We start from the raw sequence: 25,592 nt of genomic DNA on the forward strand, positions 1-25,592 counted from the left end.
ATTCGTTCCCGGCTCATATTTCATGCCTTTTTGGCGCAGGATGATATTTCCGGCGACGACTTTTTCACCGCCGAATTTCTTCACACCGAGGTACTTCGGCTGCGAATCGCGCGAATTTTGGGTGGAGCCACCAGCTTTCTTATGAGCCATTGTTTGAAATTATGTTCGCGGATTTTACAACCTAATTTTATTTTTGCCAATAAAAAAGCGCGTCGCCATCGAATTCCTCAATTTTGCTGAGCTGTTTTTTCTGCCAAATTTTCGTCTTCGCTTTGCTGTCTTTTTGAAAAAGAAAAATCTCGTCGACCAAATTTTCTGCCAAGAATTTTTTCGCCGTCGTCAGTCCGCCTTCCAAAAAAATCGAGTGAATACCGCGCGCGAAAAGTTTCTTCAAAATTTTCCGCAGATCGTAATCAGGAAATTCGCGGCGCGTGATTAAAAGTGTCTCGTCACTATTTTCAAGCACTCTGGCGTTTTTGGGCGTTCGTCCATTCGGATCGAAAACAATTCGCACGGGCTGCTTCACAATTTTCAGACCGCGAACGGTGAGGCGGGGATTGTCGGCGACGATTGTGCCGACGCCGACGGCGATTGCGTCAAAATTCCGACGCATTCGCATCACCGCGCGCCGACTTTTTTTCGAGCTGATCCACTTCTTGCCCGGCTCGGGAATTGTCGACCCGTGTTCGTCGAGCGCGAGTTTCAGTGCGACGAAAGGCAGACACTGAGATTTCTCGGAGGTTAAAGCGCTGGCGTTTTTTAGCCAAATTTTGTTTAGTGCGCGACACTCATTTTCTAGGATTCCGCTTGTGACTGCGACTCCGTGCGCGCGCAAAAATTGCGCGCCACCGGCGGCGAGCGGATTCGGGTCGAGCATGCCGATTGAGACTTTCCGAATTCCGGCTTTCAAAATTGCTAGTGCACAGGGCGGAGTTTTTCCCTGGTGATTGCAGGGTTCGAGTGTGACGAAGAGTTCGCTGCCTTTGGCTTTCGCGCCCGCTTGTTTCAGCGCGACAATTTCAGCGTGCGGTCCGCCGGCTTTCTCGTGCCAACCTGCGCCGACGATTTTTCCATTCCGCAAAATGACCGCGCCGACACGCGGATTCGGACTTGGATTGAGGGCTTTTTTGGCAAGCCGGATTGCCCGATTCATGATTTGTTTTTCGGAAAACATATTGAGAATTTATCGAAAATAAATTCCAAATACCAATTCCCAAATTTCAAATAAAGCTCAAAATGCAAATTCAAAAAATTTGAGATTTCGAATTTATTTTAAAAATTACAAAATTAGACCTTTTTCAGTGTGTGACCGAGTTTGCGCTTTTTCGTGGCGAGATATTTGCGATTCACCGCATGCGGTGAAGTTTCGAGTGGAATTCTTTTCGTGATTTTCAGTCCGTATCCAGCGATTCCGGTGAGTTTTTTCGGATTGTTCGTGAGCAGTTTAATCGAAGTCAGCCCGAGCTCAGCGAGAATTTGCGCGCCGATGCCATAATTCCGCTCGTCCGCAGCGAAGCCGAGTCGCTCATTCGCCTCGACGGTATCTGCGCCGCGGTCCTGCAATTCATAAGCCCGAATTTTATTGCACAGTCCGATGCCGCGACCTTCTTGCCGCAGAAATAAAAGTACGCCGTCCTCTTTCCCGATTTTCTCGAGGGCGAGTTCTTTCTGTTCGCGACAATCGCAACGCAGGCTGCCGAAAGCGTCTGAGGTCAGACACTCCGAATGGACGCGCACCAAAACATTTTTCTTGCCGGCGACTTCGCCTTTGACCAGCGCGAGATGCTCCTCGCTCGGATTCAGTAAATTACGGAAGACGCTAATTTTGAAATCACCGAATTTCGTCGGCAGCTTCGATTCGGCGACTTTGGCGACGAAACACTCTTTCGCCATGCGAAAAGCGATTAGTGCTTCGATTGAAATAATTTTGAGTTTCCATTTTTTCGCGAATTTCTGCAGGTCGGGGAGGCGCGCCATCGTGCCGTCTTTTTTCATGATTTCACAGCAAATGCCAGCCTCGCGGAAGCCAGCGAGCCGGGCGAGATCGACGGTCGCTTCCGTGTGTCCGGTGCGGACCAAGACGCCGCCTTTTTTCGCGCGCAGCGGAAAGACATGTCCCGGGCGGACGAAGTCAGTGGCTTTCGCCTGCGGGTCGGCGATTTTTTGAATCGTTTTGGCGCGGTCGCTGGCGGAGATGCCGCTCGCGATGCCTGCTTTCAAATCGCAGGAAATGGCGAAATTGCAGCCGTCGGGATCCTCGGGGTTGCAATTCATCGGCTGAAAATTCAGCTGATTGGCGATTTCGAGCGAGACGGGCGTGCAGATCAGTCCGCGCCCTTCGCTGGCGCAAAAATTAATAATTTGCGGCGTGACTTTTTCCGCCGGCAAAATGAGGTCACCCTCGTTTTCGCGATTTTCGTCGTCGACGACGATTACCATTTTCCCGCGCTTCAAATCCCGAAGCGCTTCTTCGATTGTATTCAGCATGCGCAAGATTTTAATTCGGCACGCGCAAAATTGCGAGTAAAATATCGCCATGGTGGATTTCCTGATTTTTCTCGGTTTTGCCTTTATGATTTCCCTGTTTTATTTTTTTGTTGCGGGATTTTTTCGTTCACCCTTCGTGCCGTCGAATCGCAAGACGATTGCCAAAATGCTGTTGGTTGCGAAAATTCGTCCTGGTGAAAAAGTCGTCGATCTCGGTTGCGGTGATGGTCGCATCGTTTTTCGGGCGGAAAAATTTTTTGGCGCGAATGCGGAAGGTTACGAAATCTCAGTTTTTGTGTGGTTGCTGGCGCAGGCGAATCGCTGGCTCAAAAGCACTAAGGCGAAAATTTACCGCCGCAATTTTTTCACCGCAGATTTGTCGCAAGCCGATGTGGTTTTCTGCTACCTCTTGCCTGAGGTGATGCTGAAGCTTTCCCCCAAATTTAAAAAAGAATTGAAGCCAGGCGCGCGAATAATTTCTGCGAGTTTCAGTCTGCCGGGCTTCGAGCCGCAGAAAATTTATCCGGCGGAGGCGCGCGCTGCCAAGATTTTTATCTACGAGCAGGGCTTGGAGGCTTGATTTCTTGGGTGTTTTCTGCTAAGATGAGAAGAAATAAACACCAAAAAATGAAAATTTCTCCTTCTCACTCGCGTCGGCTTTTGCTCCTCACGCTGCTGCTCACGATTACGGCGTGCGTATTTTTGTGGGGCTTCGACATGATCGTCGAAGAGGCTGCGGTCAAGGCTTATCTACTCGCAGCGGGCATCTAGTCTGCGATAATTTTCTCTGTCCGCAGGCGCTCGACTAATTTTTCAGCGACGAGCTCTTTCGGCATTTCAGACTCAATTTCCAAAATCAAATCCTGGTGGCGGTCATATTCCGACTCGCGCCACGCCAAAATCTCGGCGAGAGTTTTGGTCTGTGCGCCGACGATGCGGGTCGCGCCGTCGCGCCGTTTCGCGACTCTTTTCTCAATGGATTCCAGCGAAGGACGCAGCCAAACCGTGAAGGCATTTTTTTTCAAATGGGCGATGCCGGATGCGACGAGTGGCACACTGCCACTCGAAGCAATCACCGCATTTTCGACCGCGATTTTCTTGATGAGTTTCGCTTCGAATTCCAGGAATTTGTCATCGCCGAGTTCGGCGAGATGTTCGGCGGAATCTTTGCCGGTTTCAGCCATGATAAATTCATCGACATCGATAAATTCCCGACTGAGTTTCTCAGCCAAAATTTTACCAATGCGCGTTTTGCCGCTGCCCGGCATGCCGATCAGGAGGATGTTCATTTCAAAATAATTTGTCGATTTTGCCTTCCGGCAGATAGAGAATCACGAGTCCGATGACGATGCTGGCTGCGCCACTCACGAAAGGCTGCTCAGGGAAAAGGTAAAGATCCAAGAAATACCACATGCCGCGCCAGACCATGATGACGCCGACTGCGGTGAACAAAGTTGGAATAAAATTCGGACGCGGTTTGAGGCTGAATTTCGCGAAGAATTTTTTCAATTTGGATGACATCAAAGGAATTTTACACTTTCCCGGATTTCACGAAACGATTGTCGAGAGCTTCTAAATTATTATTGCTCGGATGATTGGCTTAAGCTTTTTTCCTCCAAACACCTTTCCTTTTCGTAATCCGGTCCGACCGATAAAGCGATCAATGTTTTGATTAACCCTCGACAAAAACACACATGATGGTTTTTATTTTTTCCAGCGTCATAATTAGCGTATTCGTCAAGTGATGTTGTAGGCCATTCAGTAATTGACGATATGACTGCGCCTCTTAAGACATAAGTTCTCAAAACATCTTTGAGGGCTTCAAAACTTTCTGCACTTAGCGTAGTTATCGCCTTGTCTCCATTGCAGGGGTCATTTATGCCAATGAGATATTCAGTTGCCATATTTTTCAAAATAAAAAAATGAAGGCTGAATTTTATCTCTTTTTTGGGAATTTAATTAAATGATTAGTCAAAAGTTTTGTTCAAACTTTGGGTTAAAATTGTCCTATGAATTTTGCTCAAAAATTCCAGACCGAATTGGACAGGCTGAATCCGGCGCAGCGCGCAGCTGTCGAAAACATCGAAGGTCCGCTTTTGATTGTGGCTGGTCCGGGGACAGGCAAGACGCAGACGCTGGCTTTGCGACTCGCCAATATTCTGCAAAAAACGCAGGCGCGACCGCACAATCTGCTCGCACTGACCTTCACTGAGTCTGGCGCGATTGCGCTCAAAAAAAGACTGGCGAGCGTGATTGGCTCGGAGGCGTTCGGTATTTCTGCGTTCACTTTTCACGCGTTCTGCGCGCGGCTGCACGCGACTTTTCCGTCCGAATTTGCGACGACGCGCGAGCGCATTCCGATTGACGCGTTGCGCCAAATCCAAGTTTTCCGCGAAATTCTGAGTTCCGGCAAATTCGAATTGCTCGCGCCGCTGCGCGCGCCAGATCTTTATTTGCGCGATTTGAGTTCGGCGCTTTCGAATCTCAAACGCGAAGGTGTCGCACCGGAGCGTTTTCGTGCGCTTCTCACGATTGAACAAGGAAAATTAAGCGAGCAAGAGCGGATCAATCCGCGCACCAAAAAACCTTTTGGCAAAATTCTGGCGGCGGAAAAACGCCTCGCCAAAAATTTCGAGTTGGCTGATTTTTACGCGCGGTACCAGACTGCGCTCGACGAAAAAGGCTTCACGGATTTCGACGATTTGATTTTGTCAGTCGTCGAGAAGTTGAATTCCAAGGAAGAATTTTTGCTCGCCTATTTGCAGGAGAATTTTCTCTACGCGACAGTCGATGAATTCCAAGACACGAATAGTGCGCAAAACGCTATTCTCAAAGCGTGGGGGAGTTTCGACGCGAAGCCCAATCTCTGTGTCGTCGGCGATGACGACCAATCGATTTACCGTTTTCAGGGCGCGTCGCTCGCGAATATTCTCGACTTTCACGAAAATTTTCCCGCCGCGCAGATCGTCACACTGACGCGCAATTACCGCTCCACGCAAAAAATTCTCGCTGCGGCGGATTCAGTGATTGCCCATAATTCCGAGCGACTCGTAAATCGACTTGAAGGCATTTCCAAAAATTTGCTGGCGGAAAATTCCGCCGAAAATGCGCCCCTGCCGCAAATTGCTTTCGCGACGAGCGCGGCGGACGAGACTGTTTTCGTCGGCACAGAAATTCAAAAACTCATCGCCGCCAAAATTCCACTCGCTGAAATCGCCGTGATTTACCGCAATCGGCGACACGGCGACGAGCTCGCGGGTTTTTTGCAGCGCCACGCGATTCCGTTTTTTCGCGCGGATGGACTCGATGCACTCCAAAATTTCCGCGTGCGACAGCTCATCAAATTTCTCAAAATGTTGGTCGAGCCACGCGACGCGGTGAGCGCCCTCGCGACTTTTTTCGCTGATTTCACAGAGATTCCCGAAGTAGCAGTTTACAAAATTGCCGCCGCTGCCAATTTTCAAAAAAACCTGCTCGATGCTGCGCTCGAATCAGAGAATTCCGCCGCGCAGAATTTCGCGACCAAAATTCTCGGATTTCAAAAAATGCGCGCCGAACAGAACCTGCTCGAATTCATCGAAAATATCGTTGCGGGGAGCGGGATGAGTGCGCGAATTGCTGAAAATAAGGAGTTTGAATCAGCGGAGGCTTTGACGACTTTTCTCGCTTTCACCAAAAATTTCGCGATTTCTTATGATGAACCGACGCTCGAAAATTTGCTCGACGATTTGGCTGCGATGCGAAAAAATTCTCTCCCAATCAAGACGCCGTCGCGTGCGCACGCTGCACTCACACTCACGACGGCGCACGCCGCGAAAGGGCTCGAGTGGGAAAATGTTTTCGTGATTCACGCCGACGATAATTCCTGGGGCGGTCGCGCGCAGCGTGAAATGATCAAGTTGCCCGCGCTCGATGCCGCCTTGGAAAATTCCGCTGAGGACGACAAAGCGCAGAGATTGGAAGACGAGCGCCGCTTATTTTTCGTCGCGCTGACGCGGGCGAAGAAGCGGCTCACGATTTCTGTCGCGGGCAATTATGAATTTCGGGAGCTGGCACCTTCGCGTTTTCTCTCGGAAATTCCCGACAATTTAGCCACAAAAATTCAAATTCCTGCCGCTGAGTTCGCGAGCTTGCCGACGACTGTCGCGAGTCAGCTGAGCGAAGACACCCAAAAATTTCTCGCGAGCTTGCTCGAAAATTACCGACTTTCGCCAACTGGTCTCAATAATTTTCTCGCTTGTCCGCGTCGTTTCTTGCTGCAGAATTTACTCAAAATTCCAACGGCGATTTCGGTCGATGACCGGCTCGGTGCGATTTTCGGTACGGCGGTGCACGCCGCCTTCGAAGAGTTTTTCCGGGAATTCAAAAAAACCGGCGCGCTACCCAAAATCGAAATTGCTTTACTTGCCCTCCAAAAAAGCCTCGACCGCGAACCGCTGACTGTCGCTCAGCGCGAATCGCTCGAACGCGATGCGGTGCTCGCGCTTGAAAGATATCTTGACTCGCATTCCGCCAATCTGCGTCCGCCGCTCGAAGTCGAATTCAATTTCGCGCGACACGAAGTTCGATTGGATGCGATTCCTTTGACTGGTAAAATCGACCGTATCGATGCGATTCCGGATACGAAAAACGCAGTGCGTTTCATCGATTACAAATCGATGGCACCGCTCACGCCAGCGGCGATTCGGGGCGAGACGGCGAATTCGACGGGCGATGCCTACCGCCAACTTTTGTTTTATGCCTTGCTCGCTGAGCTCGACTCGCGTTTCATTTTTCAGGCGCGAGAATTGGTTTTGAGTTTCGTGCGACCTGACCAGAAGGGTGAATTTCGCGATGAAAGTTTCGCGCCGCAAAAAGCCGAGTTGGTCGAATTGCAAAAAACGATTCGCGAGGCGTGGGTCAAAATCCAAAAACTCGAATTCGACTGTGATGAATCGACCGATTGTTCAAGGTGTAGTTTTCGGGAGGTTTGCGGAAATTAGTCTTCGACTTCGATTTTTTTAATCTTGTTAGCCATTCTTATCTTTCCGCGCGTAATATTTTCAATAGTCTCTTTTAATTGGGGAATAGCTAAATCAATTCCCTCTAGAATATTTGCAATAGTTTCTCTATCGATTGTTTTTTGATTAAAAAGTCCTGACTCTAGATATTTGGAAGCTGTCTTTACGATATCGTCATGAGACTTTCCGTAAAGTTTATTGATATTTGTTTTTGCGTAAGTTTGACCAGGTTGAATCAATCTTAATTCAATTAACTTAAGAATTGCTCTTCGAGCATTTTGGCTGCGACTGAGCATTTCTTTGGCTTTTTCAAGTATTTCAAGTTCAGCGGCGACTTTATTTAGAAAAGCTAATTCGTTGGGATTTCTCGGCGATATTTCATTAGCTAATTCTGCGGGATTTCTTGGTATTAGTTCGTCCATGATTATGAATTTAAAAAATAAGACTTAATTTTAGCAATAAATATTTTCCGGTCAAGTTCTAATTTTCAAACAACCTCCTCCCAATTCTCAAGTTCGTCGCACCCGCTGCGACGGCGAGCTGCCAGTCGTCCGACATGCCGGCGGAGAATTGCGTGAGTCCGAATTTATCGCACAGAGCTTTGCCTTGCTCGAAAATCTCGCGCGTCTGAATTTCGTCTCCTGCCAGACCGATCGTCATCAAGCCGACGATTTTCAGATTGGGTAATTCGCGAATTGCCTTTACAGCGTCTTCCAAATCTTCTTCCAGAAATCCGTCTTTCTGCGTCTCGCGGGCGAGATTCACTTGCAAAAAAATCGGGAGTTTCTTGATGGCGGAGTTAACCCCCGAGTTAACTCGGGGGTTAACGGATTCATTTAAAAATCGAGGATTAATGGATTGATCCAAAATTTTCGCGACTTTCACACTGGCGACGCTTTCGATGACATCGAATTCGCGCGCAATTTCGCGAGCTTTATTCGACTGAATGCGCCCGACAAAGTGCTTTTCACATTCTGCGATTTCAGCTTTTTTCGCCAAAAATTCCTGTAAACGATTTTCACCAATGATTTTCACGCCGCTTTGCAAAAGTGCATTAATCTCAGCTGGCGAGCGATTTTTCGTGATGGCGACCAGCGAAATCTCGGCAGGATTTCGACCGTAATCGCGGCAAACAGCGGCGAGCTCGGTTTTAAATGCGGCGAGATTTTGGGGAATGTTGGACATATTATAATTTTGGGTCCCCGCTCCCGATTTCTCGAGGACAAGCTTCGCGAGGATGACAGTTAGCACAAGCTTTTTTTCATTTTTTACGCTAAAATTATCGCATAAAATGCAACTCCGCGTCGCTCTCATCGGTCGACCTAATGTCGGCAAATCCACGCTTTTCAATAATCTCATCGGCAAACATCTCGCGATTACCGCGGAGGAAGCCGGCACGACGCGCGATCGCATCGAGCGTGAGGTCATGATTAACCGCGTGAAATTCATCCTCACCGACGCTGGCGGCGTCGAGACCGCGAGTGGCGGTGATCTTGATGATGACATTCAGCGGCAGGTCCAATTCGCGATTGCGAATTCTGATTTGCTCGTTTTCATGGTCGATGCCAAATCCGAAATTACCGCTGAGGATTCGCACGCTGCCGAGATGCTGCGTCGGACATCCAAGCCGGTCATTTTCGTCGCCAATAAATTTGAGAATGACGATGTTACGAATTTAATGAATTTTGCGAGCTTCGGTTTCGATGTGCCGCTCGGGATTTCCGCGATTCACAAAAACGGACTCGACGAGCTCAAAAGCATTCTGACCAAGAAATTACGCAAAATTCGCTCAGAGAAAAAATTAAAACCGGAAAAAACTGAAATGAAAATCGCGGCGAAAGTCGCGGTCGTCGGTCGACCAAATGTCGGCAAGTCTTCGCTCGTCAACAAAATTCTCGGCGAAAAACGCTTCGTCGTCTCGGAGATTCCGTGCACGACGCGCGATGTCGGCGATGCAGTCGTCGAGGTCAATGGTCAGAAATTTCAATTGCTCGACACCGCGGGAATTCGTCGCGCGGGTAAGATTGGCAAAGGCATTGATCGTTTCGCGACTGGTCGGACATTGAATGCGATTTCGGACGCGGATGTCGCGTTGCTCTTGCTCGACGGTTCGGAAAAAGTCGTCGCGCAGGATTTGCATGTCGCCGAAAAAGTTCTCGCGGCGGGTTGTGGCATCATCATCGTCGTCAATAAAATCGATCTTTGGGATGAATTCGAAACTGCGCAAAAGACTTGGCTCAATGATCTTTCCGCGCGTTTCCAATTCGCGCGGTGGGTGAGTGTCGTGATGCTTTCCGCCGAGACTGGTCGTCACATTCCCAATCTTTTCGAACAAATTCTCGCAGTGCAGGCAGAGCGTGCGAAGCAAATTCCGACGCCAGAGCTGAATCGTTTTTTCAAAAAAATCGTCTCACAACACTCGCCGGCGCAGACCGACAACGCGAAAGCGCCGCCCAAAATTTACTATGTCACGCAGCTCAAAAATCAGAGACAGCCGACCTTCGCCCTGGTCGTGAATCGTCCGCTGGCGTTTCATTTCAGCTACCGCCGCTTCATCGAAAATCGTTTGCGTGAAGAATACGGTTTCGCGGGCGTGCCCCTCAAGATTGAATTCAGAGAGCGCAAAAGAGATGCGCGGAAGAATGCGGAGCGAGCGTAATTTAAATCAGCGTGCTGGAATCCAGTTTCAAATTTTCCTTGTCCTCGTTCCAAAGTTTCGGATTCAAAATAATGTAGTCGCGGATGCGATTTAGTTCTTCGTCGTCGCGGATGATGTGGTCGAAAAAATTGTTTTGCCAGACGCGGTCGAGAGCAGGGGTGATTTGGTGAATATTTTTTGTTACGGCAGATTTGAATGATCGAATTACCGTCGAAAGAGAATTTGGTTTTGGTGAAATTTTGGAATAATAGTTTGTTTTTCGCGTGTTTAAAAACATTGTATTTTGATTTTGTAGAAACGTTGCATGCAACGTTTCTACATCTAAACATGTGGTGTTTTTGGGATTTGGATTATCAATCACCACAATCCCATGCAGGTGATTAGGCATTATGACGAATTTATCTAAATTTACGTTCACAAAATGCGTCGGAATAGCGCGCCAACATCTCTCCACGATTTTTCCGAAATCTCCCAAAATCATTTGGTCGTTTCTGATTTCACCAAAAATATTTGCGCGGCTGTATGAGCAAATTGTGACGAAATAAAATCCGTCCTGGGAATAATCCCAATCTTTCAAGCGCGCTGAGCCGAGCTGAAATTTCTCTTCAAATCGCACCTGCCAAGTTTAGCAATTTGAAAATTTGTTAAACTCACTGAAACTAAAGTCTTCAAATGCTCGCCGACGAAATCGCGAAAATCTTGCTCGACCGCGGGGCGGTCAAGATCAATCCCGCCGAACCATTCACCTGGACGAGCGGAATTCGTGCGCCGATTTACTGCGACACGCGCGCGCTCATTTCTTTTCCTGATGCGCGCGAAAAAATCCTCGCGGGATTTTTGCAAAAGATTGCCGAGACAGGACTCACATTCGATGCGGTCGCCGGAGTCGCGACGGGCGCAATTGCTTTTGGCATGCTCGTCGCGGATCGCCTGAAAAAACCTTATATTTATGTGCGACCCGAGCCGCGCGACCATGGTACTTCGCGGCAAGTCGAGGGTTCGCTCGCTCAGAATTCCAAAGTTCTCGTCATCGAAGATTTGTTCTCGACGGCTGGCTCGACGGTCAAAGCCGTCGCTGCGCTGCGTTCCGAAATTTCCGCAGAGGTCGTCGGCGTGATCGCAATCTCGACTTACGAATTCGAAAAAGCCGCGACCAAGCTAGGAGAGGCTGAAGTGCGCTGGTGGACTTTGACGAATTTCACGGCGATTGTCGAACAGCTCGAAATCAGCGAAGCGGAGAAAAAAGCGGTGCTCGAATTTTCCGCCGACCCGGCGAGTTGGTTCGAAAATCAGAATAAAAAAACTTAATCTTATTTCTTACAAACTTAATCCTTAATCCTTAATTCTTAATCCTTACAAATTGAACCCACTGATTGCCAAAGTTCGCGCGATTATTCAGGAGAAACAAAGCAATCTGTGCGTCGCGGCGGATTTCACGCAGTGCGCCAAAGTCCTAGAATTAGCTGAAAAAATCGGTGACGAGATTTGCATGCTTAAGACGCATGTCGACATTCTCGAAGACTTCACGTCCGATTTTCCCAAAAAATTACGCGCAATGGCTGACCGCCAAAACTTCCTGATTTTCGAAGACCGCAAATTCGCGGACATCGGCAATACCGTTTCGCTTCAATTTGGCGGCGGGATTTATCACATTTCCGAGTGGGCGGATCTGATCAATGCGCACTCAATCGTGGGCGAGGGCATCATCGACGGATTGAAAAAGGTCAATAAAAATAGTGCTTTAATCCTGCTCGCGCAGATGACACCAGAAGGTAATTTGTTTGACGAAAGTTATGCGCTGAAGACTGTCGCGCTAGCGCAGCAGAATTCCGATTTCGTCGTCGGCTTCATCGGTTCGAGTGACCGACCGGAGGTACTCGCGAAAATTCGCAAGTCTGCCGGGGAGGATTTCCTGATTCTGACTCCTGGAATAAAACTGCAAAGTGGGGGAGATGGGCTCGGACAAACTTACAATACGCCGGAAAAAGCGATTCAAAATGGCGCGGACATCATCATCGTCGGGCGCGGAATTTACGCGAGTGCCGATCCGATTAGTGAAGCGGAGAAGTACCGCGCCGCAGGCTGGAATTCAATGAGAAAATTAGCGAATGAGTAAATGATTTAATTTTCTTATTTACTCATTGAATTATTAAATCATTGTTCTGCCCAGCTCTCACGGCCGTCGCCAGTGAGTTCGAATTTATCTCCCAAAAAGTGCGGCTTGGTGCCGAGCAAAATATCGCCGACGGCTTTCACATTCGCGAATATTTCGCGCAGATTTAGGCGAGTCTGACCAGTGTATGCTCGCAGATTAGCCGAAAAGCCGACCGCCTCGATCCCTAATTTCTCAGCCAAAAAGATTGCGCGCGGGAGATGAAATTCCTGACTCACGATTACCAGCTTCGTCGCGCCAAAAATTTCTCTGGCGCGGTAAATCGAATCGAAAGTGTCGAAGCCGGCGTAATCGGTGAAAATCGCGCGCGGCGGGATATTCTGTTTGAGCAGGTAGTCGCGCATTGCGTCCGTCTCATCATAATTCGTTCGCGAATTGTCACCACTCACAATGATCCTGAGGACTTTTTTGTCTACAAAAAGCTCGATTGCGGAGTCGAGTCGGTCGCGCAAGATGTCTGTCAGTTCGCCATTTTGCTTCACGCCTGCGCCGAGAACTAGGACGATTTGGCGATCTTTGATTTCCACAGCTTCACGAAAAATTTTATTTTTGGCGACTTGTCCAACCCAAAGATTAGCTCCCAAAATTCCGCTAACCAAAATTAAAATTAAAAACAGAACGATGAAACGCGGTCGAAATAAAAAAATTTTTCTTTGCATTTATTTTTTTGACTCTCGGATTTCTTCTCTTTTTTTGACTAAAAATTTAGTTAAATCTCTGGGGTCTCCTTCAACAAGAGTCCCTTGAGGAGTTATCATTTTTTTGGTTTTCTTTTCGTAAATGTTTCCTAAACAGCTTCTAAGTTTTGCAGAAACTTTATCGCTGCAAATAATCAAAACTTGATTGCGAATGATTTGTCTATCTACGCCTCGTATTTCTAATTCCTTAATTACATTTTTATAAAGTTCGGCTAAATCTCTTTTAAAAACATACATTTCCTCATTAGACAATAGGGCGATAAGAGCCTTTGGACTTAGATTCAATCTTTCCATGATTATTGACGTAGCGTCCCTAACGTTATTTGCTAGGAGGACTTCGAAATCAGCTTTTTCCACAAAAATTTTCATGAATTTGAATGCAAGTGAATCTTGACTAAGGTTAAGCAGTAAGTCTTTAGATTGGCTTTTTTCGGTCTCAGACGAGGTATCCATTATCAAATATTTAAGTTTTTTATTTTACTGTAGTAATTATCTTACTGCAAACTCTACTCTGCGATAAATCCGCCTGCCTGCAGCTCGAAAAGTCGGCGATAAATTCCATTTGGTTTTTTCAACAAGGCGGCGTGTTTGCCCTCCTCGACGATACCACCATTCTCGAAAACCAAAATCCGGTCGGCGGAGCGAATCGTCGCGAGGCGGTGGGCGACGACGATGACAGTTTTGCCGTGCATCAATTTCGCGAGCGCATCCGAAATCAATTTCTCGCTCTCGGAATCGAGACTCGAGGTCGCTTCGTCCAGAATCAAAATCGGCGTGTCGGCGAGCATAGCGCGCGCGATGGCGACGCGCTGGCGTTCGCCGCCTGACAATTTCACGCCGCGTTCACCGACGAAAGTCTCGTATTTTTCAGGTAATTTCTCGATAAATTCCGACGCGTGCGCCGCGCGGGCGGCGGCTCGGATTTCCGCCAGCGTCGCATTCGGCTGACCGTAGGCGATGTTTTCCGCGAGACTGCGGTGAAAAAGAATTGGCTCCTGGGGCACGACGCCGATGGCGCGCCGCAAACTTTTTTGCGTGATGTCTGCGATGTTTTGACCGTCGAAAAGAATCTCGCCTTTTTTCACATCGTAAAGGCGTTGCAACAATTTCACGAAAGTCGTCTTGCCGCCGCCGCTGCGTCCGACGAGCGCGATTTTTTCACCCGGTGCGATGTGCAGATTCAGATCTTGGTAAATCGGCTTTTTCTGATTGGAATATTTGAAGCTCACATTTCGAAACTCAATCGCGCCTTTTTTGACTTCCAAATTTTTTGCACCCGGGCGGTCAGCGACATGGAAATTCATTTGGCTGAATTGGACGATGTCTTCCAATTCACTCGCTGCCTTTTGCGTTTCGCGAATTTTTTCCCCGATCGAACGCAGGTGACTTGAAATCAGGTTGTAACTTGCCAGCACGAAAACAGCGTCGCCGACGCTGGCTTCGCCATTCGCCCAGAAAAGCACCACTGGAATTAAAAGCGCGAATTTGAAAAGCGTCATTACGAAGGCTTGCGCGACATCCGTCAGATTGAAGGTGAGCCAAAGGCGGAAGTGGCTGTCACGCCATTTTTCGACGACGCGCGCGAAGCGGCGATCTTCGAAATTTTCCCGACCGAAAATTTTCACTGTGGCGTTGCAGGAAATCGCATCGGCGAGTGTCGCGCCGATTTTCGTATCTGTGCCGGTCGCGGCGCGGGAGCGCGGCGCGACGAATTTCTTCACGACGAAAACGCTGAAAGCTAGGTAAATTACGACACCTCCGGCGATGATTCCGCCAATTGCCGTCCAGCGCCAAAACATCAACCCAATCATGCCGAGCACGATGAAGGACAGCGGAATGAAGGTGAATAGAAATTGGTCGGCAAAACTATTGGCGGCCCAGACACCGCGCGTGATTTTGCGCATCGTCGCGCCGGAGAATGAATTTACATGCCAGTCAGTCGAAAATCTTTGGACACGGAAAAAAGCGTCAGTCTGAATTTCTTCCAGCATCCGCGTCCAGCGTGAATCCCAGAAAATATTTTTGCCTTTACTCGCAATCCAATAAATTATCCCGGCTGCGCCAATCGCGGTGAGTACCCACCAAATTGCCGGGAAAGCCGCACTCGGATCCGTCGCGTGATTTACAAGCGTGTCGGTGAAAATTCCGAACAGCTGCGGCATCGCGACTTCGGCGGCACTTTGTAAAATCACCAAAAGCAAAACGCCGCTGAGCCATAGCGGCTTTGCGCGGAGGTAATTCCAGATGAATTTCGCGACCGACCAAAATGAGACTTGCATGCGAGTCGTGATTTTAGCATAAAAATTGTGTTCAAAATCTCTCTTGGTTTTCCTCATCTTTTCCCCAGTTCTCGGGATTTTGCCAAATATAATCACGAACGCGATTTAGTTCATCTTCGTCGCGGATTATCCTGTCATGAAATCGCGGTTGCCAGACGCGGTCGAGCGCAGGTTGGATTTGGTGAATGCGTTTTGTGACGGCGGATTTAAAACCGCGGATAATTGCCGACAAATTATTTGATTGAGGACCGAATTTATTTTTGTAATTTTGTCCCGAATTTTGTTTTTGTAGAAACGCATTGCAATGCGTTTCTACATTTTTTGATTCCAAAACATTGTCGATAATCACAATTCCGTGCAGATGATTCAGCATCACGACAAACGCATCCAATTTCACATTTCGGCGAATCTTTTCGGTTCGTTGCCATTCTTCTTCTACGATTTTTCCAATCTCGCTGAGCTGCATTTTTCCATTTCGAATTTCGCCAAAAATATTTTCTCGATTTTGGGTGCATATAGTGATGAAATAAAAACCATCTTGGGAATAATCCCAGCCGGTTAGCCGATGTGATTCCGTGCGGTATTTTTCTTGGAATTTCACGCAAAAATTCTAACATCGACCTTTTGCTAAAAACATAGGGGTAGAAACGCATTGCAATGCGTTTCTGCTGATAACATTCGGAGCGTTTTATCGAGCATAAAAATTGTGTTCAAAAGGGCGAGTTGCTGAGACAGAGCAGGGCGACTAAAATCTTCGCACCTAAGTTTAGGATTAAGAACAAAGAACAAAGGAATAAGATAGCACTATAAATCTACTTTTTCTTAAAATGCACTTAGAAAAATTCTTCCGCCCCTGATTGTTCGAGGGCTTTTTGTTCTATTTTTTCTTACTTCTTAGTCCTTACAAACTTACTCCTTAATCCTTACTCTCAAATGTCCAAACGCGTTTACGATTTCTCGGAAGGTTCAGCCAAAATGCGCGAGCTGCTCGGCGGTAAAGGCGCGAATCTCGCCGAGATGAGCTCACTCGGGATTCCGGTTCCGCCGGGATTCACGATTACGACTGAGACTTGCGCGGAATATGCCCAAGCGGGTGGCAAATTTCCGACCGGACTTTTGAAAGAGGTCGAAGAGCATCTCGCCAAATTGGAAAAGAAAATGGGCAAGAAATTGGGTGACGCGAAAGATCCTTTGCTCGTCTCTGTCCGCTCCGGCGCGGCGGCTTCGATGCCGGGCATGATGGACACGGTTTTGAATCTCGGCATGAATGACAAGTCGGTCGCGGGTCTCGCGGCAGTCTCGGGCAACGCGCGTTTCGCGTGGGACGCTTACCGTCGCTTCATTCAAATGTTTGGCGATGTGGTTCTCGGCGTCGAGCACGCACATTTCGAACACGAACTCGACAAACTGAAGGCTGCGAAGAAAGTGAAAAATGACCTCGAGCTTGATGCGGCGGATTTGGAAAAATTAACTGCGAGTTACAAAAAAGTCGTGAAAAACGCTATTGGCAAAGACTTTCCGCAAGATCCACTCGAACAACTCAAGCTTTCGATTCAGGCAGTCTTCGGCAGCTGGGACAATCCACGCGCGATTTATTATCGCAAGATGAACAACATCAAAGGCCTGATCGGGACGGCGGTGAATGTCCAGGCGATGGTTTTCGGCAATCTCGGTGAGACTTCGGGCACGGGTGTCGCTTTCACACGCGATCCGTCGACAGGCGAGAAGAAATTTTTCGGCGAATACCTGATGAATGCGCAGGGCGAGGATGTCGTCGCGGGGATTCGTACACCGCAGCCGATTTCACATTTACAAAAATCGAATCCGAAAGTGTACGCCGAGCTGACGAAGATTTACCAAAAATTAGAAAAGCATTACCGCGACATGCAGGATCTCGAATTCACCATCGAGCGCGGCAAACTTTTCCTGCTGCAGACGCGCAACGGCAAACGCACGGCGCGGGCGGCGGTGCGCATCGCAGTCGAATTAGTTCGCGAAAAAATGATCACCGAAAAAGAAGCGGTGCTGCGCGTCGATCCTTATTCTCTCGATCAATTGCTGCATCCGTCGCTTGATCCCAAGGCGAAGAAAATTGTGCTGACCAAAGGTTTGCCCGCGAGTCCGGGCGCTGCCAGTGGCAAAGTCGTCTTCACGGCAGACGAAGCGGAACACTTCGGCAATCTCGGCGAGAATGTGATTCTCGTGCGTAAAGAAACTTCACCCGAGGATATTCACGGGATGCACGCGGCGCGGGGAATTCTCACAGCGCGTGGCGGTATGACCTCGCACGCGGCAGTCGTCGCGCGTGGCATGGGTCGTTGCTGCGTCGCGGGTGCGGAGAAAATCGAAGTTGATTACATCAAAAAACAATTCCGTGTCGGCACGAAAATCGTGAGTGCCGGCGACATAATCACGCTCGACGGTTCGACGGGGGAGGTGATGCTCGGCGAAATCGCGACGGTCGAACCGCAGCTCGATGCGAATTTCAAGAAGCTCATGACTTTCGCGGACAAATTCCGCACGCTCAAAATTCGCACCAATGCGGACACGCCGCACGACGCCGCTTTCGCACGCGAAATGGGTGCGGAGGGAATTGGTCTCTGTCGCACAGAGCACATGTTTTTCGAGCCGGAGCGCATTCTCGCGGTGCGTGAAATGATCGTCGCCGATTCAGTAGAGGCGCGTAAAAAAGCGCTTGCGAAATTGCTACCATTCCAGCGTGACGATTTTTACCGCATTTTCAAAGCGATGAAAGGTTTGCCGGTGACCGTGCGTCTGCTTGATCCGCCGCTCCACGAATTTCTCCCGAATGAAGAAAAAGAAATCCGCGGACTCGCCAAGACGCTCCAAATTTCCGAACAAAAACTGCGCGAGCGCATGGCGGCGCTACACGAAGTCAATCCGATGATGGGTCTGCGCGGCGCGCGCCTGATGGTCGTCTATCCCGAGATTGTCGAGATGCAGGCGCAGGCGATTTTCGAGGCGGCGGTCAGATTGAAAAAAGAAAAGATCGATGTGATTCCCGAGGTCATGATTCCGCTCATCGGTATGATGGAAGAATTTTATTTACTCGCGAAGATTGTGCGTTCGACCGGCAACGCCATCATTCAAAAATCCGGCGTTCAGCTGAAATACGCAGTTGGCACGATGATCGAGATTCCGCGCGCCTGCATTCGCGCTCGCAAAATCGCGCGCCAGGCGGAGTTCTTCAGCTTCGGAACGAATGACCTCACGCAGCTCACCTTCGGTTTCTCCCGCGACGATGCTCCGAAATTTGTCCCGAAATACATCGAAGAGGGAATTCTCGATAACGATCCTTTTGCTTCGCTCGATCAGCGCGGCGTCGGAGAATTGGTCCAGATGGGTATCGAGCGCGGGCGCACTGACAAAAAAGACTTGAAATGCGGCATCTGCGGCGAACACGGCGGCGACCCAGCCTCGGTCGAATTTTGTCACCGCGTCGGCATGAATTATGTCTCTTGCTCGCCCTTCCGTGTCCCGATCGCGCGACTCGCGGCGGCGCAGGCGGCACTACGAAAATGAGTCAATGATTGAATGAGTGAATAATCTATTTTTGGTTCGCTATTTAATAATTTTTCTTAAGTCGCTAAAAACATAGATTTTATTTCGCGCTCTTTTCGGCGTGACATCGGTAATAATTTCAAGCTCAGCAAACTTTTGGATTACTGTGTATAAAGTTTGGCTATTAGATATTTTGGAAGTCTCTCGAATTGATTTAGTAGAGAAAGTTGGCTTAATAAAGATGGCGTCTAAAAACTTAATGGCATAAATTGAGTTAACCTCTGGCATTCGTTCTTTTAGGTTTTTGTACAGCTTTTCTATTTTTACCACTCGCTCCAAAGTTATTTTTGTCTGTTCTGCAATAGCATCAAGAAAAAATTTAATCCAAGAAACCCAGTTACCTTTTTCGCTGACATCCTGTAGGGATTGATAATAGGTGTCGCGATGTTCTTCTAGAAACTCACTAATATAGATATTTGGATAAGCTGTGATTTTCTTTTCATATAAGAAAAGTGGCACAAGTAGTCTTCCTACTCGTCCATTTCCATCCATGAATGGATGAATCGCTTCAAATTGATAATGTGCGATGGCAATTTGAACTAGGGGATCAATGGCATCCTCAGCGTAGAGATATTTTTCTAAATTCGAGAAGAGTGCTGGGATGTGTTGAGGTTCTGGTGGGACAAAGGTCGCCTGGTCAATAGTAGCACCATATGGACCTATAAAAACCTGAGTTTTTCTAATTTGTCCTGGATCTTTGTTCTGTCCTCTAACCGAATTTAGAAGTAGGCTATGCAAACTTTTAATCACATTTTCAGCTAAGGGTTTTTCTCTCAAAAGATTTTTTCCATACTCTATGGCTAAACGATAGTTAGAAATTTCTCGATAATCTTTTTCTTTTTCGTTCAGTTCGGATTTAGTATCTTGGGCATCAAACATGAAAACCTCATCTAAGGTAGCCTGAGTGCCTTCTATTTTTGAGCTTAAAACCGCCTCTTTGGTTTCAAAAGAGCGTTGAATAATTTCTGGATTTGGTAGTCTTTTTACGGCTTCATCATATCGCGCAACAATATCCCTTGCCTTTATAATGTTTTGGAAAACTAGCGAATAGTCTAACTTCGGGGGTAAGAATGGCGGGACGAAAGACTTTTTTATCATAATTAAGTTAATTCTATTCGCTGGAATTATATCATTTCTTATTCTAGTTTACAAGCGATTTCTGGAATAAGAGAAATTATAAATCTAGGTTCTAGAATAAAAATTTCTTAATTCTAGTTGAGTCGGTATGAATTATGTCAGTTGCTCGCCCTTCCGCGTCCCGATTGCTAGATTGGCCGCGGCGCAGGCGGCACTACGGAAATGATTCAATGATTGAATGAGTGAATAATCTTACAATTTAATCACTGAGTTGTTTGCGACGAGAGCTGATTTATTGCGCTGGTTTTTGGACGAGGAAAACGGTCGTCTCCGCGCTCTTGTTATTTTTTTGGTATTCAAATTGTTTGCAATCGAGAATCTGAAAACCACTCAGAGTTAACATTTTTTTGGCATCAGCCAAAGTGCTTGGGTAAATTTGTGTCCCGAGCTTACGGTATTCTGCTTGCTGGTAGTTCGAATAATCTATGGCTGTGAAGTTTACGACTTCCGCTCCAAAATTAATTGGAACTGAGAAATTCTGACAGCCCTTGGCGAGTTGTCGCGCTTTTCTGGCTGGCTTAATGAGCTCAAAAATTGAATTATTTAGGACAGCTTTGCCGTCGGGCTTGAGTGAGGCGAAAAGCATTTCGAGAACTTCTTTCGGATTGAACATCAAAGCGTTGGTGACCACGCCGCAGTCAGCAAACTCCTTCTTTTCGTCGAAGGGCGAGTGTCTTATGTCGGCTGCCACCAAGAGGCTTTGCGGCAGTCTTTTTCTCGTATGCTCTCTTAATGTCACATGGTCAATGTCGACGCCTATGACTTTTAAATCGGGGTTTTCTTTAATTTCGGAATGGTCGAATTCGTGTCCTGGTCCAATGCCGATATTCAAGACAGTCACCGGTTGGTTTTTTCCTAGCGCTTCGGCGATGACGGGATTGAGATGCTCGGTGAAAAACTCTCGGCTAGAAGAAGGCGTGTGGATTTTCTCCTGGTAATTTTTTGGGTTGTATTCGGAATAATTGGGCGGTGTGAGTTTGGACATTTTTTAAATTTGTCGGACTATTTTATCATAAAAGAGCCTACAAAAAAAGCTTATTTTATCCTGTCATGGTTTCTGACCAGTTTGTTCAATTATTTCTTCCAGCTTTCTCCACCAAAAAATCGAGCATTTTGCCCGCGATGTCGATCCCTGTGAAATTCTGACTGGCTCCGAAATTGCAAGGGAAATTGACCTCGCTGACCAGAAAGCCATTTTTTGTGTACAAAAGATCGACTCCGCCGAACTCTACCCCGGCTACTGCGACAGCTTTCAGGACGATTTCGCGGATTTTCGGATTAAGCTGAACGATTCTATTTTTAGAGAAGCCGCGATTTGCATTTGATCTGAAATCTAACTTTTTGGGGACAGATTTCTCGTAGGCGCACAAAATTTCTTTTTCGAGCACGACTGCTCGGATGTGACGACCAGATGACTCTTTGACCATTTTCTGAAAAAAGAACTCAATGTCCTTACTGACCAAGAATTGGCTGATTGATTTAAGTGAAAAATATGAATCAACCACCAATACCCCTCTTCCCAGAGAATCCTTCAAGGTTTTGATAATTAAAGGAAAACCAAGTTTCTGGGCAATTTTTTTAAGTTCGGTGTCGTTCACCGCATTGGCAAAAATCGTTTGCGGGATAGGTATCCCGGCGTTGGCGAATTCTACATATCGAGTTAGTTTATTGCTGAATCGCCTTTTTATTGTTTCTTCAGGCTTAAAAAAAGAAGTACAATTTCCGCCCAATAAAATCGACTGTTCAAGGAGAGCTTCGCTGGTGTCTACCGCAACTCGGTAAATCAAGTCGTTTTTTTTTATTGATTTTTTGCCGACCTCCAGGAGTGTATCTTTGCTGCTGATGACTTTTGTCTCAAGTCCGCGCTTTTTAGCAGCTTTCAATAGATATTCTTCGCACTTCGGATTGTGACTATTGTTGATTAAAACAAGCTGCATATGAAAAGTTAAAACGGCGTAATTTTAATCGTTGCGCTGACAAAAAGGAATCTCTAAACTGCCTGCGAATTTAGCCATGCGTCGCAAGAAAGCAATTGTTTTCACCGAATACCGCCACAAACTCGAGAGTGTCGAGTCGGCGCAGAGAGCTGGATTTACCGCAGTTTTGGTGACGCGCCAGAAGCGCAACGGCGCCGCCAAAGTCTTTGACGAAGTTTTCGAAGTCGATCTTAATTCGCGCGAAGTCTGGGATGATTTGGCGAAAAAATTAAAAGCCAAGTACAACGTCAAAGCGGTCGTCTCCAATTATGACCACTTCGTCGTGCAGCGTTCGTATTTGGCTGAGAAGCTCGGCGTGCCGGCGACGACGGTTTACGCGGCGGCCTGCACGCGCAACAAAGTGCTGATGCGGCACGCGCTTTCTGTCATGCCGGAGAACATCGAATTCGAAGTCGTCCACAGCTTGGCGGAGGCGACGCGCGCGCGTCAAAAACTCGGCGGCGATGTTTTCCTCAAATCCATCGCGGGTATCAAATCGCGCTGTATTTTTCACGTCAAAAGCGCGGCAGCGCTCACGCGCGCTTGGCACGAATTTCGCCAGCTCAAAAATGAAGTCGATGAAGAGCTGATGAATGATTTTAAATATCTCGATTTTCGCTTCAATTACCCTGATCCGCGTGAAATCGTTTTGGTCGAAAAAGCGATTCGCGGCAAGCAAATCACAGTCTCTTCACTCGTCGATAGCCACCGCGTTTGGCACGCACCGTCGGTCGTCGACATCACGACGGCAGCGGAGATTGGTCGTGACGACTCTTTCCTCGCTTACCGGATGCTGCCGTCCAAGATGCCGGTCGAGATTTGGCGTGAGGCGAAAAAAATTACTGAGACCGCCATCAAAGTTCTCGGGTTGCGTAACTGTGCAGTCTTCACGGATTTGATTGTCGATGAAAATGGAAAAGTTAAAATCATCGAAATCGCGAGTCGCATGGGCGGTTACCGACCGCTGATGTATTTACACGCTTACGACTTTTACTTACCCGACTTACTGATTCGCGCGGTGACTGGTAGACCGGTGCGCCGACGCAAGAAAGCGCAAAGATTTGTTTCCTTGCTCGAAATTTTCCCGGAGCAAAACGGTAAATTCGTGCGTGTCGAAAATCTCGCGGCAATTAAAAAAGATCCCGCGCTCGTCTATTTCAAAATGAAAGCCAAGAAAGATTCGCTAGTCGGACACGCTCGTGAGAATTTCGAGCCAGTCGCCGTATTGCTCATTACTGGCAAAAATTACCGTGCGCTAGAGCAAAAGTCGCGCGAGATTCACGAGCAATTGAAAGTCATCGTCGCTTAGAAATTCAGCTAAATAGCAGTTTGGCGCGTTTCGGGCTTTTCCGCTAAAATCCGCGGGAAAAGAATTAAGTATTAAGAAATAAGAACTAAGAAATAAGGATCAAGGATTAAGTTTTTTCTTACTACTTAAAACTTATTCCTTACGACTTACAACTTACTCCTTACCTAAATGTCCTCAGAATATACCGCCGATTCCATCCAAGTCCTCGAAGGGCTGGCGCCAGTGCGCAAACGCCCGGGCATGTACATCGGTTCGACCGATGCGCGCGGGCTGCACCATTTGATTTGGGAAGTCGTCGACAACTCGATCGATGAGGCGATGGCGGGTTTCGCCAATGAAATCGTCGTCACGATTCAAAAAGACGGTGCTTGTTCCGTGCTCGACAACGGTCGTGGTATTCCAGTCGAGACACACAAAGCGACAGGCAAATCTGCGCTCGACACTGTTTTGACAGTACTTCACGCGGGAGGCAAATTCGGCGGGGAGGCGAGTGGCTACAAAGTTTCCGGCGGTCTGCATGGCGTCGGTGTCTCAGTCGTGAATGCGCTCTCGGTCAAAGTCATTGCCGAGGTTTTCCGTGATGGCAAACACTACCGCATGAAGTTCACCGACGGTGGCTCGAAGTCGTATCCACTCGAGACGCTCGGCGCTTCCAAATTTAACGGCACGAAAATTACTTTTTACCCTGACCCGACGATTTTCAAAGAGGGGACGGACTTCAAACTTGAGACAATTTTCACACGCTTGCGTCAGCAGGCTTACCTCACGAAAGATGTGAAAATCGCGATTCACGATGAGCGCGTCGACCGCAAATATAAGTTTTACTTCGAGGGTGGCATCAAATCTTATGTCGCGAATCTCGACCAAAACCGCGAGCGCCTGACGAATGTTTTTTATGTCGGCAAAGAACACCCAGACGCTTTCGTCGAGGTCGCGCTCCAGTACACCAATGCTTACAACGAAGAGGTTTTCTCGTTCGCCAACAACATTCACACGATTGACGGTGGTACGCACCTCACTGGTTTCCGTACCGCGCTGACGCGTGAAATCAATTCCTACGCGCGCAAAAATAATTTACTCAAGGATAACGAAACGAATCTCACTGCGGAAGATGTGCGCGAAGGTCTGACTGCGATTGTTTCAGTCAAAGTGCGCGATCCGCAATTCGAAGGTCAGACCAAAGGCAAGCTCGGCAATGCTGAAGTCCAGTCCGCCGTGAATGCGATTTTCGGTGAGGCCTTCGCGAATTATCTCGAAGAACAACCGGCCGATGCGAAAGCGATGGTCGGCAAATGTGCGCTCGCGGCGCGGGCGCGTATCGCGGCGCGGGCAGCGCGTGACACGGTGCTCCGCAAAGGTGCGCTCGAAGGTTCGAATCTGCCAGGCAAATTGGCAGACTGCTCCTCGCGCAAGCCAGAAGAATCCGAGCTCTACATCGTCGAGGGAGATTCCGCCGGCGGCTCTGCGAAGCAGGGCCGTGATCGCTTCACGCAGGCGATTCTGCCGCTCAGGGGAAAAATTCTCAATGTCGAGCAAGCGCGACTTGATCGCATGCTGGCGAATAATGAAATCAAAAATCTCGTCCTCGCTTTCGGCACTTCGATCGGTGACAGCTTCGATATCAAAAAATTGCGCTACCACCGCATCGTGATTATGACCGATGCCGATGTCGACGGTTCGCACATTCGGACATTACTTTTGACGCTGTTTTACCGCCATTTCCGTCCGCTCGTGGATGGCGGATTCGTCTATATCGCCGTCCCGCCGCTTTACAAAATCGCGAAAGGCAAGCAAGTTTGGTACGCCTACACCGATGAAGAAAAATTCAAAATCCTAAAAGATAATCATCTCGCTGTCGATGAAATTCCTTCAAATTCCGTAGTCGAGGATGACTCTGACGAGGAGGAAGATTCACCCAAAAAGAAATCATCGTCCGCCGGTGTCAAAATCCAACGCTACAAAGGTCTCGGTGAAATGAATCCGGAGCAGCTCTGGGAGACGACGATGGATCCGACTCGTCGCATTCAGCTGCGTGTCGCGGTCGAGGATGCCGAAAAAGCGAATCAGATTTTCGAGACGCTGATGGGTGGGGAAGTCCCGCCGCGTCGCAAGTTTATTCAGACTCACGCGAAGAGCGTGGAGAATTTGGATATTTAAATTAAGCACTTTACGCAAAAATAGCTCGACCTATTTGGCTGAGCTATTTTTGTTTTTGGCTCCAGTGCTGATTTCATTCAGCAATCCGAGGATTGAAGAATGAGTGATTGAGAGATTTTTGATTCGACGAGCGAA

At 48.0% G+C, this 25,592-nt stretch carries 25 protein-coding genes; 9 read left to right on the plus strand and 16 right to left on the minus strand.

Going from position 1 to position 25,592, the window contains the following annotated elements; translation table 11 throughout:
• From WCV72_05145 to ribB, 3 genes are all read right to left on the minus strand, one after another.
• A partial coding sequence (locus WCV72_05145) for a 50S ribosomal protein L27 (GenBank protein ID MFA6458736.1) occupies positions 1-150 on the minus strand: 150 nt, incomplete at its 3' end.
• Positions 151-187: 37 nt separating this feature from the next.
• The gene (gene ribD / locus WCV72_05150) at positions 188-1,174 is read right to left on the minus strand and encodes a bifunctional diaminohydroxyphosphoribosylaminopyrimidine deaminase/5-amino-6-(5-phosphoribosylamino)uracil reductase RibD (GenBank protein MFA6458737.1); all 987 of its coding nucleotides are present in this window, start codon (positions 1,172-1,174) and stop codon (positions 188-190) included.
• Positions 1,175-1,287: 113 nt separating this feature from the next.
• Complete coding sequence (ribB, locus tag WCV72_05155) at positions 1,288-2,487, minus strand: 3,4-dihydroxy-2-butanone-4-phosphate synthase (protein ID MFA6458738.1); 1,200 nt, start codon at positions 2,485-2,487, stop codon at positions 1,288-1,290.
• Positions 2,488-2,536: 49 nt separating this feature from the next.
• Between ribB and WCV72_05160 the strand changes: the two genes are divergently transcribed.
• Together WCV72_05160 and WCV72_05165 are read left to right on the plus strand one after the other, a co-directional pair.
• Complete coding sequence (locus WCV72_05160) at positions 2,537-3,067, plus strand: 50S ribosomal protein L11 methyltransferase (protein MFA6458739.1); 531 nt, start codon at positions 2,537-2,539, stop codon at positions 3,065-3,067.
• Between the two features lie 47 nt (positions 3,068-3,114).
• Positions 3,115-3,258, plus strand: a complete 144-nt coding sequence (locus WCV72_05165) for a hypothetical protein (protein MFA6458740.1) — start codon at positions 3,115-3,117, stop codon at positions 3,256-3,258.
• On the opposite strand, the gene WCV72_05170 is transcribed toward WCV72_05165, so the two are convergent.
• Genes WCV72_05170 through WCV72_05180 form a run of 3 tightly spaced genes read right to left on the minus strand, consistent with a single transcriptional unit; the run spans position 3,255 to position 4,391 of the window.
• Positions 3,255-3,776, minus strand: coding sequence for a shikimate kinase (locus WCV72_05170; GenBank protein ID MFA6458741.1), 522 nt, complete (start codon positions 3,774-3,776; stop codon positions 3,255-3,257). The two genes, WCV72_05165 and WCV72_05170, sit on opposite strands and share 4 nt — an antisense overlap.
• Position 3,777: 1 nt before the next feature.
• On the minus strand, positions 3,778-4,008 hold the full coding sequence (locus WCV72_05175; GenBank protein MFA6458742.1) for a hypothetical protein: 231 nt from the start codon (positions 4,006-4,008) through the stop codon (positions 3,778-3,780).
• Between the two features lie 59 nt (positions 4,009-4,067).
• On the minus strand, positions 4,068-4,391 hold the full coding sequence (locus tag WCV72_05180) for a hypothetical protein (GenBank protein ID MFA6458743.1): 324 nt from the start codon (positions 4,389-4,391) through the stop codon (positions 4,068-4,070).
• A gap of 105 nt (positions 4,392-4,496) precedes the next feature.
• On the opposite strand from WCV72_05180, the gene WCV72_05185 reads away from it, so the two are divergent.
• Positions 4,497-7,469, plus strand: coding sequence for an ATP-dependent DNA helicase (locus tag WCV72_05185; protein MFA6458744.1), 2,973 nt, complete (start codon positions 4,497-4,499; stop codon positions 7,467-7,469).
• Here the strand turns inward: WCV72_05185 and WCV72_05190 are convergent.
• Positions 7,466-7,909: a hypothetical protein gene (locus WCV72_05190; protein MFA6458745.1), complete on the minus strand. Its 444-nt coding sequence runs from the start codon at positions 7,907-7,909 to the stop codon at positions 7,466-7,468. The genes WCV72_05185 and WCV72_05190 overlap by 4 nt on opposite strands.
• A gap of 58 nt (positions 7,910-7,967) precedes the next feature.
• Entirely contained in the window at positions 7,968-8,672 is a 705-nt protein-coding gene (locus WCV72_05195; protein ID MFA6458746.1) for a YggS family pyridoxal phosphate-dependent enzyme, read from the minus strand.
• A gap of 106 nt (positions 8,673-8,778) precedes the next feature.
• Between WCV72_05195 and der the strand changes: the two genes are divergently transcribed.
• Positions 8,779-10,146, plus strand: a complete 1,368-nt coding sequence (gene der, locus WCV72_05200) for a ribosome biogenesis GTPase Der (GenBank protein MFA6458747.1) — start codon at positions 8,779-8,781, stop codon at positions 10,144-10,146.
• A 1-nt stretch (position 10,147) separates the two neighbouring features.
• On the opposite strand, the gene WCV72_05205 is transcribed toward der, so the two are convergent.
• Positions 10,148-10,762 (minus strand): transposase, encoded by a 615-nt coding sequence (locus WCV72_05205; GenBank protein ID MFA6458748.1) that lies wholly within the window; start codon positions 10,760-10,762, stop codon positions 10,148-10,150.
• Between the two features lie 56 nt (positions 10,763-10,818).
• Here WCV72_05205 and pyrE point away from each other — a divergent pair, with 56 nt between their 5' ends.
• Together pyrE and pyrF are read left to right on the plus strand one after the other, a co-directional pair.
• Positions 10,819-11,454 carry an orotate phosphoribosyltransferase gene (gene pyrE / locus WCV72_05210; GenBank protein MFA6458749.1) on the plus strand — a complete coding sequence of 212 codons (636 nt, stop codon included), beginning with the start codon at positions 10,819-10,821 and terminating at the stop codon, positions 11,452-11,454.
• Between the two features lie 52 nt (positions 11,455-11,506).
• Positions 11,507-12,262, plus strand: coding sequence for an orotidine-5'-phosphate decarboxylase (gene pyrF / locus WCV72_05215; protein MFA6458750.1), 756 nt, complete (start codon positions 11,507-11,509; stop codon positions 12,260-12,262).
• A 38-nt stretch (positions 12,263-12,300) separates the two neighbouring features.
• Here pyrF and WCV72_05220 read toward each other — a convergent pair whose 3' ends face one another.
• From WCV72_05220 to WCV72_05235, 4 genes are read right to left on the minus strand one after another with little or no spacing between them, the layout of a single operon-like run.
• Complete coding sequence (locus tag WCV72_05220) at positions 12,301-12,978, minus strand: ElyC/SanA/YdcF family protein (protein ID MFA6458751.1); 678 nt, start codon at positions 12,976-12,978, stop codon at positions 12,301-12,303.
• Positions 12,979-13,470: a hypothetical protein gene (locus tag WCV72_05225; protein ID MFA6458752.1), complete on the minus strand. Its 492-nt coding sequence runs from the start codon at positions 13,468-13,470 to the stop codon at positions 12,979-12,981.
• Positions 13,471-13,523: 53 nt separating this feature from the next.
• On the minus strand, positions 13,524-15,296 hold the full coding sequence (locus WCV72_05230; protein MFA6458753.1) for an ABC transporter ATP-binding protein: 1,773 nt from the start codon (positions 15,294-15,296) through the stop codon (positions 13,524-13,526).
• A gap of 31 nt (positions 15,297-15,327) precedes the next feature.
• Positions 15,328-15,897: a transposase gene (locus WCV72_05235; GenBank protein MFA6458754.1), complete on the minus strand. Its 570-nt coding sequence runs from the start codon at positions 15,895-15,897 to the stop codon at positions 15,328-15,330.
• 332 nt (positions 15,898-16,229) lie between these two features.
• Here WCV72_05235 and ppdK point away from each other — a divergent pair, with 332 nt between their 5' ends.
• Entirely contained in the window at positions 16,230-18,839 is a 2,610-nt protein-coding gene (gene ppdK, locus WCV72_05240) for a pyruvate, phosphate dikinase (protein MFA6458755.1), read from the plus strand.
• A gap of 39 nt (positions 18,840-18,878) precedes the next feature.
• On the opposite strand, the gene WCV72_05245 is transcribed toward ppdK, so the two are convergent.
• The 3 genes from WCV72_05245 to WCV72_05255 all read right to left on the minus strand — a co-directional run bounded on the left by WCV72_05245 (position 18,879) and on the right by WCV72_05255 (position 21,952).
• Positions 18,879-19,976: a Fic/DOC family N-terminal domain-containing protein gene (locus tag WCV72_05245; protein MFA6458756.1), complete on the minus strand. Its 1,098-nt coding sequence runs from the start codon at positions 19,974-19,976 to the stop codon at positions 18,879-18,881.
• 271 nt (positions 19,977-20,247) lie between these two features.
• A complete protein-coding gene (locus tag WCV72_05250) occupies positions 20,248-21,000 on the minus strand; it encodes a class I SAM-dependent methyltransferase (protein ID MFA6458757.1) in 753 nt (250 codons plus the stop codon).
• Between the two features lie 85 nt (positions 21,001-21,085).
• Positions 21,086-21,952, minus strand: coding sequence for a hypothetical protein (locus WCV72_05255; GenBank protein MFA6458758.1), 867 nt, complete (start codon positions 21,950-21,952; stop codon positions 21,086-21,088).
• Between the two features lie 76 nt (positions 21,953-22,028).
• Between WCV72_05255 and WCV72_05260 the strand changes: the two genes are divergently transcribed.
• Entirely contained in the window at positions 22,029-23,300 is a 1,272-nt protein-coding gene (locus tag WCV72_05260; protein MFA6458759.1) for an ATP-grasp domain-containing protein, read from the plus strand.
• 168 nt (positions 23,301-23,468) lie between these two features.
• Positions 23,469-25,457, plus strand: a complete 1,989-nt coding sequence (gene gyrB, locus WCV72_05265; GenBank protein MFA6458760.1) for a DNA topoisomerase (ATP-hydrolyzing) subunit B — start codon at positions 23,469-23,471, stop codon at positions 25,455-25,457.
• Positions 25,458-25,592: the final 135 nt, after the last annotated feature.

The organism is Patescibacteria group bacterium, assembly GCA_041665585.1.
In the GTDB taxonomy this organism is placed as follows: Bacteria; Patescibacteriota; Gracilibacteria; order JAHISY01; family JAHISY01; genus JAHISY01.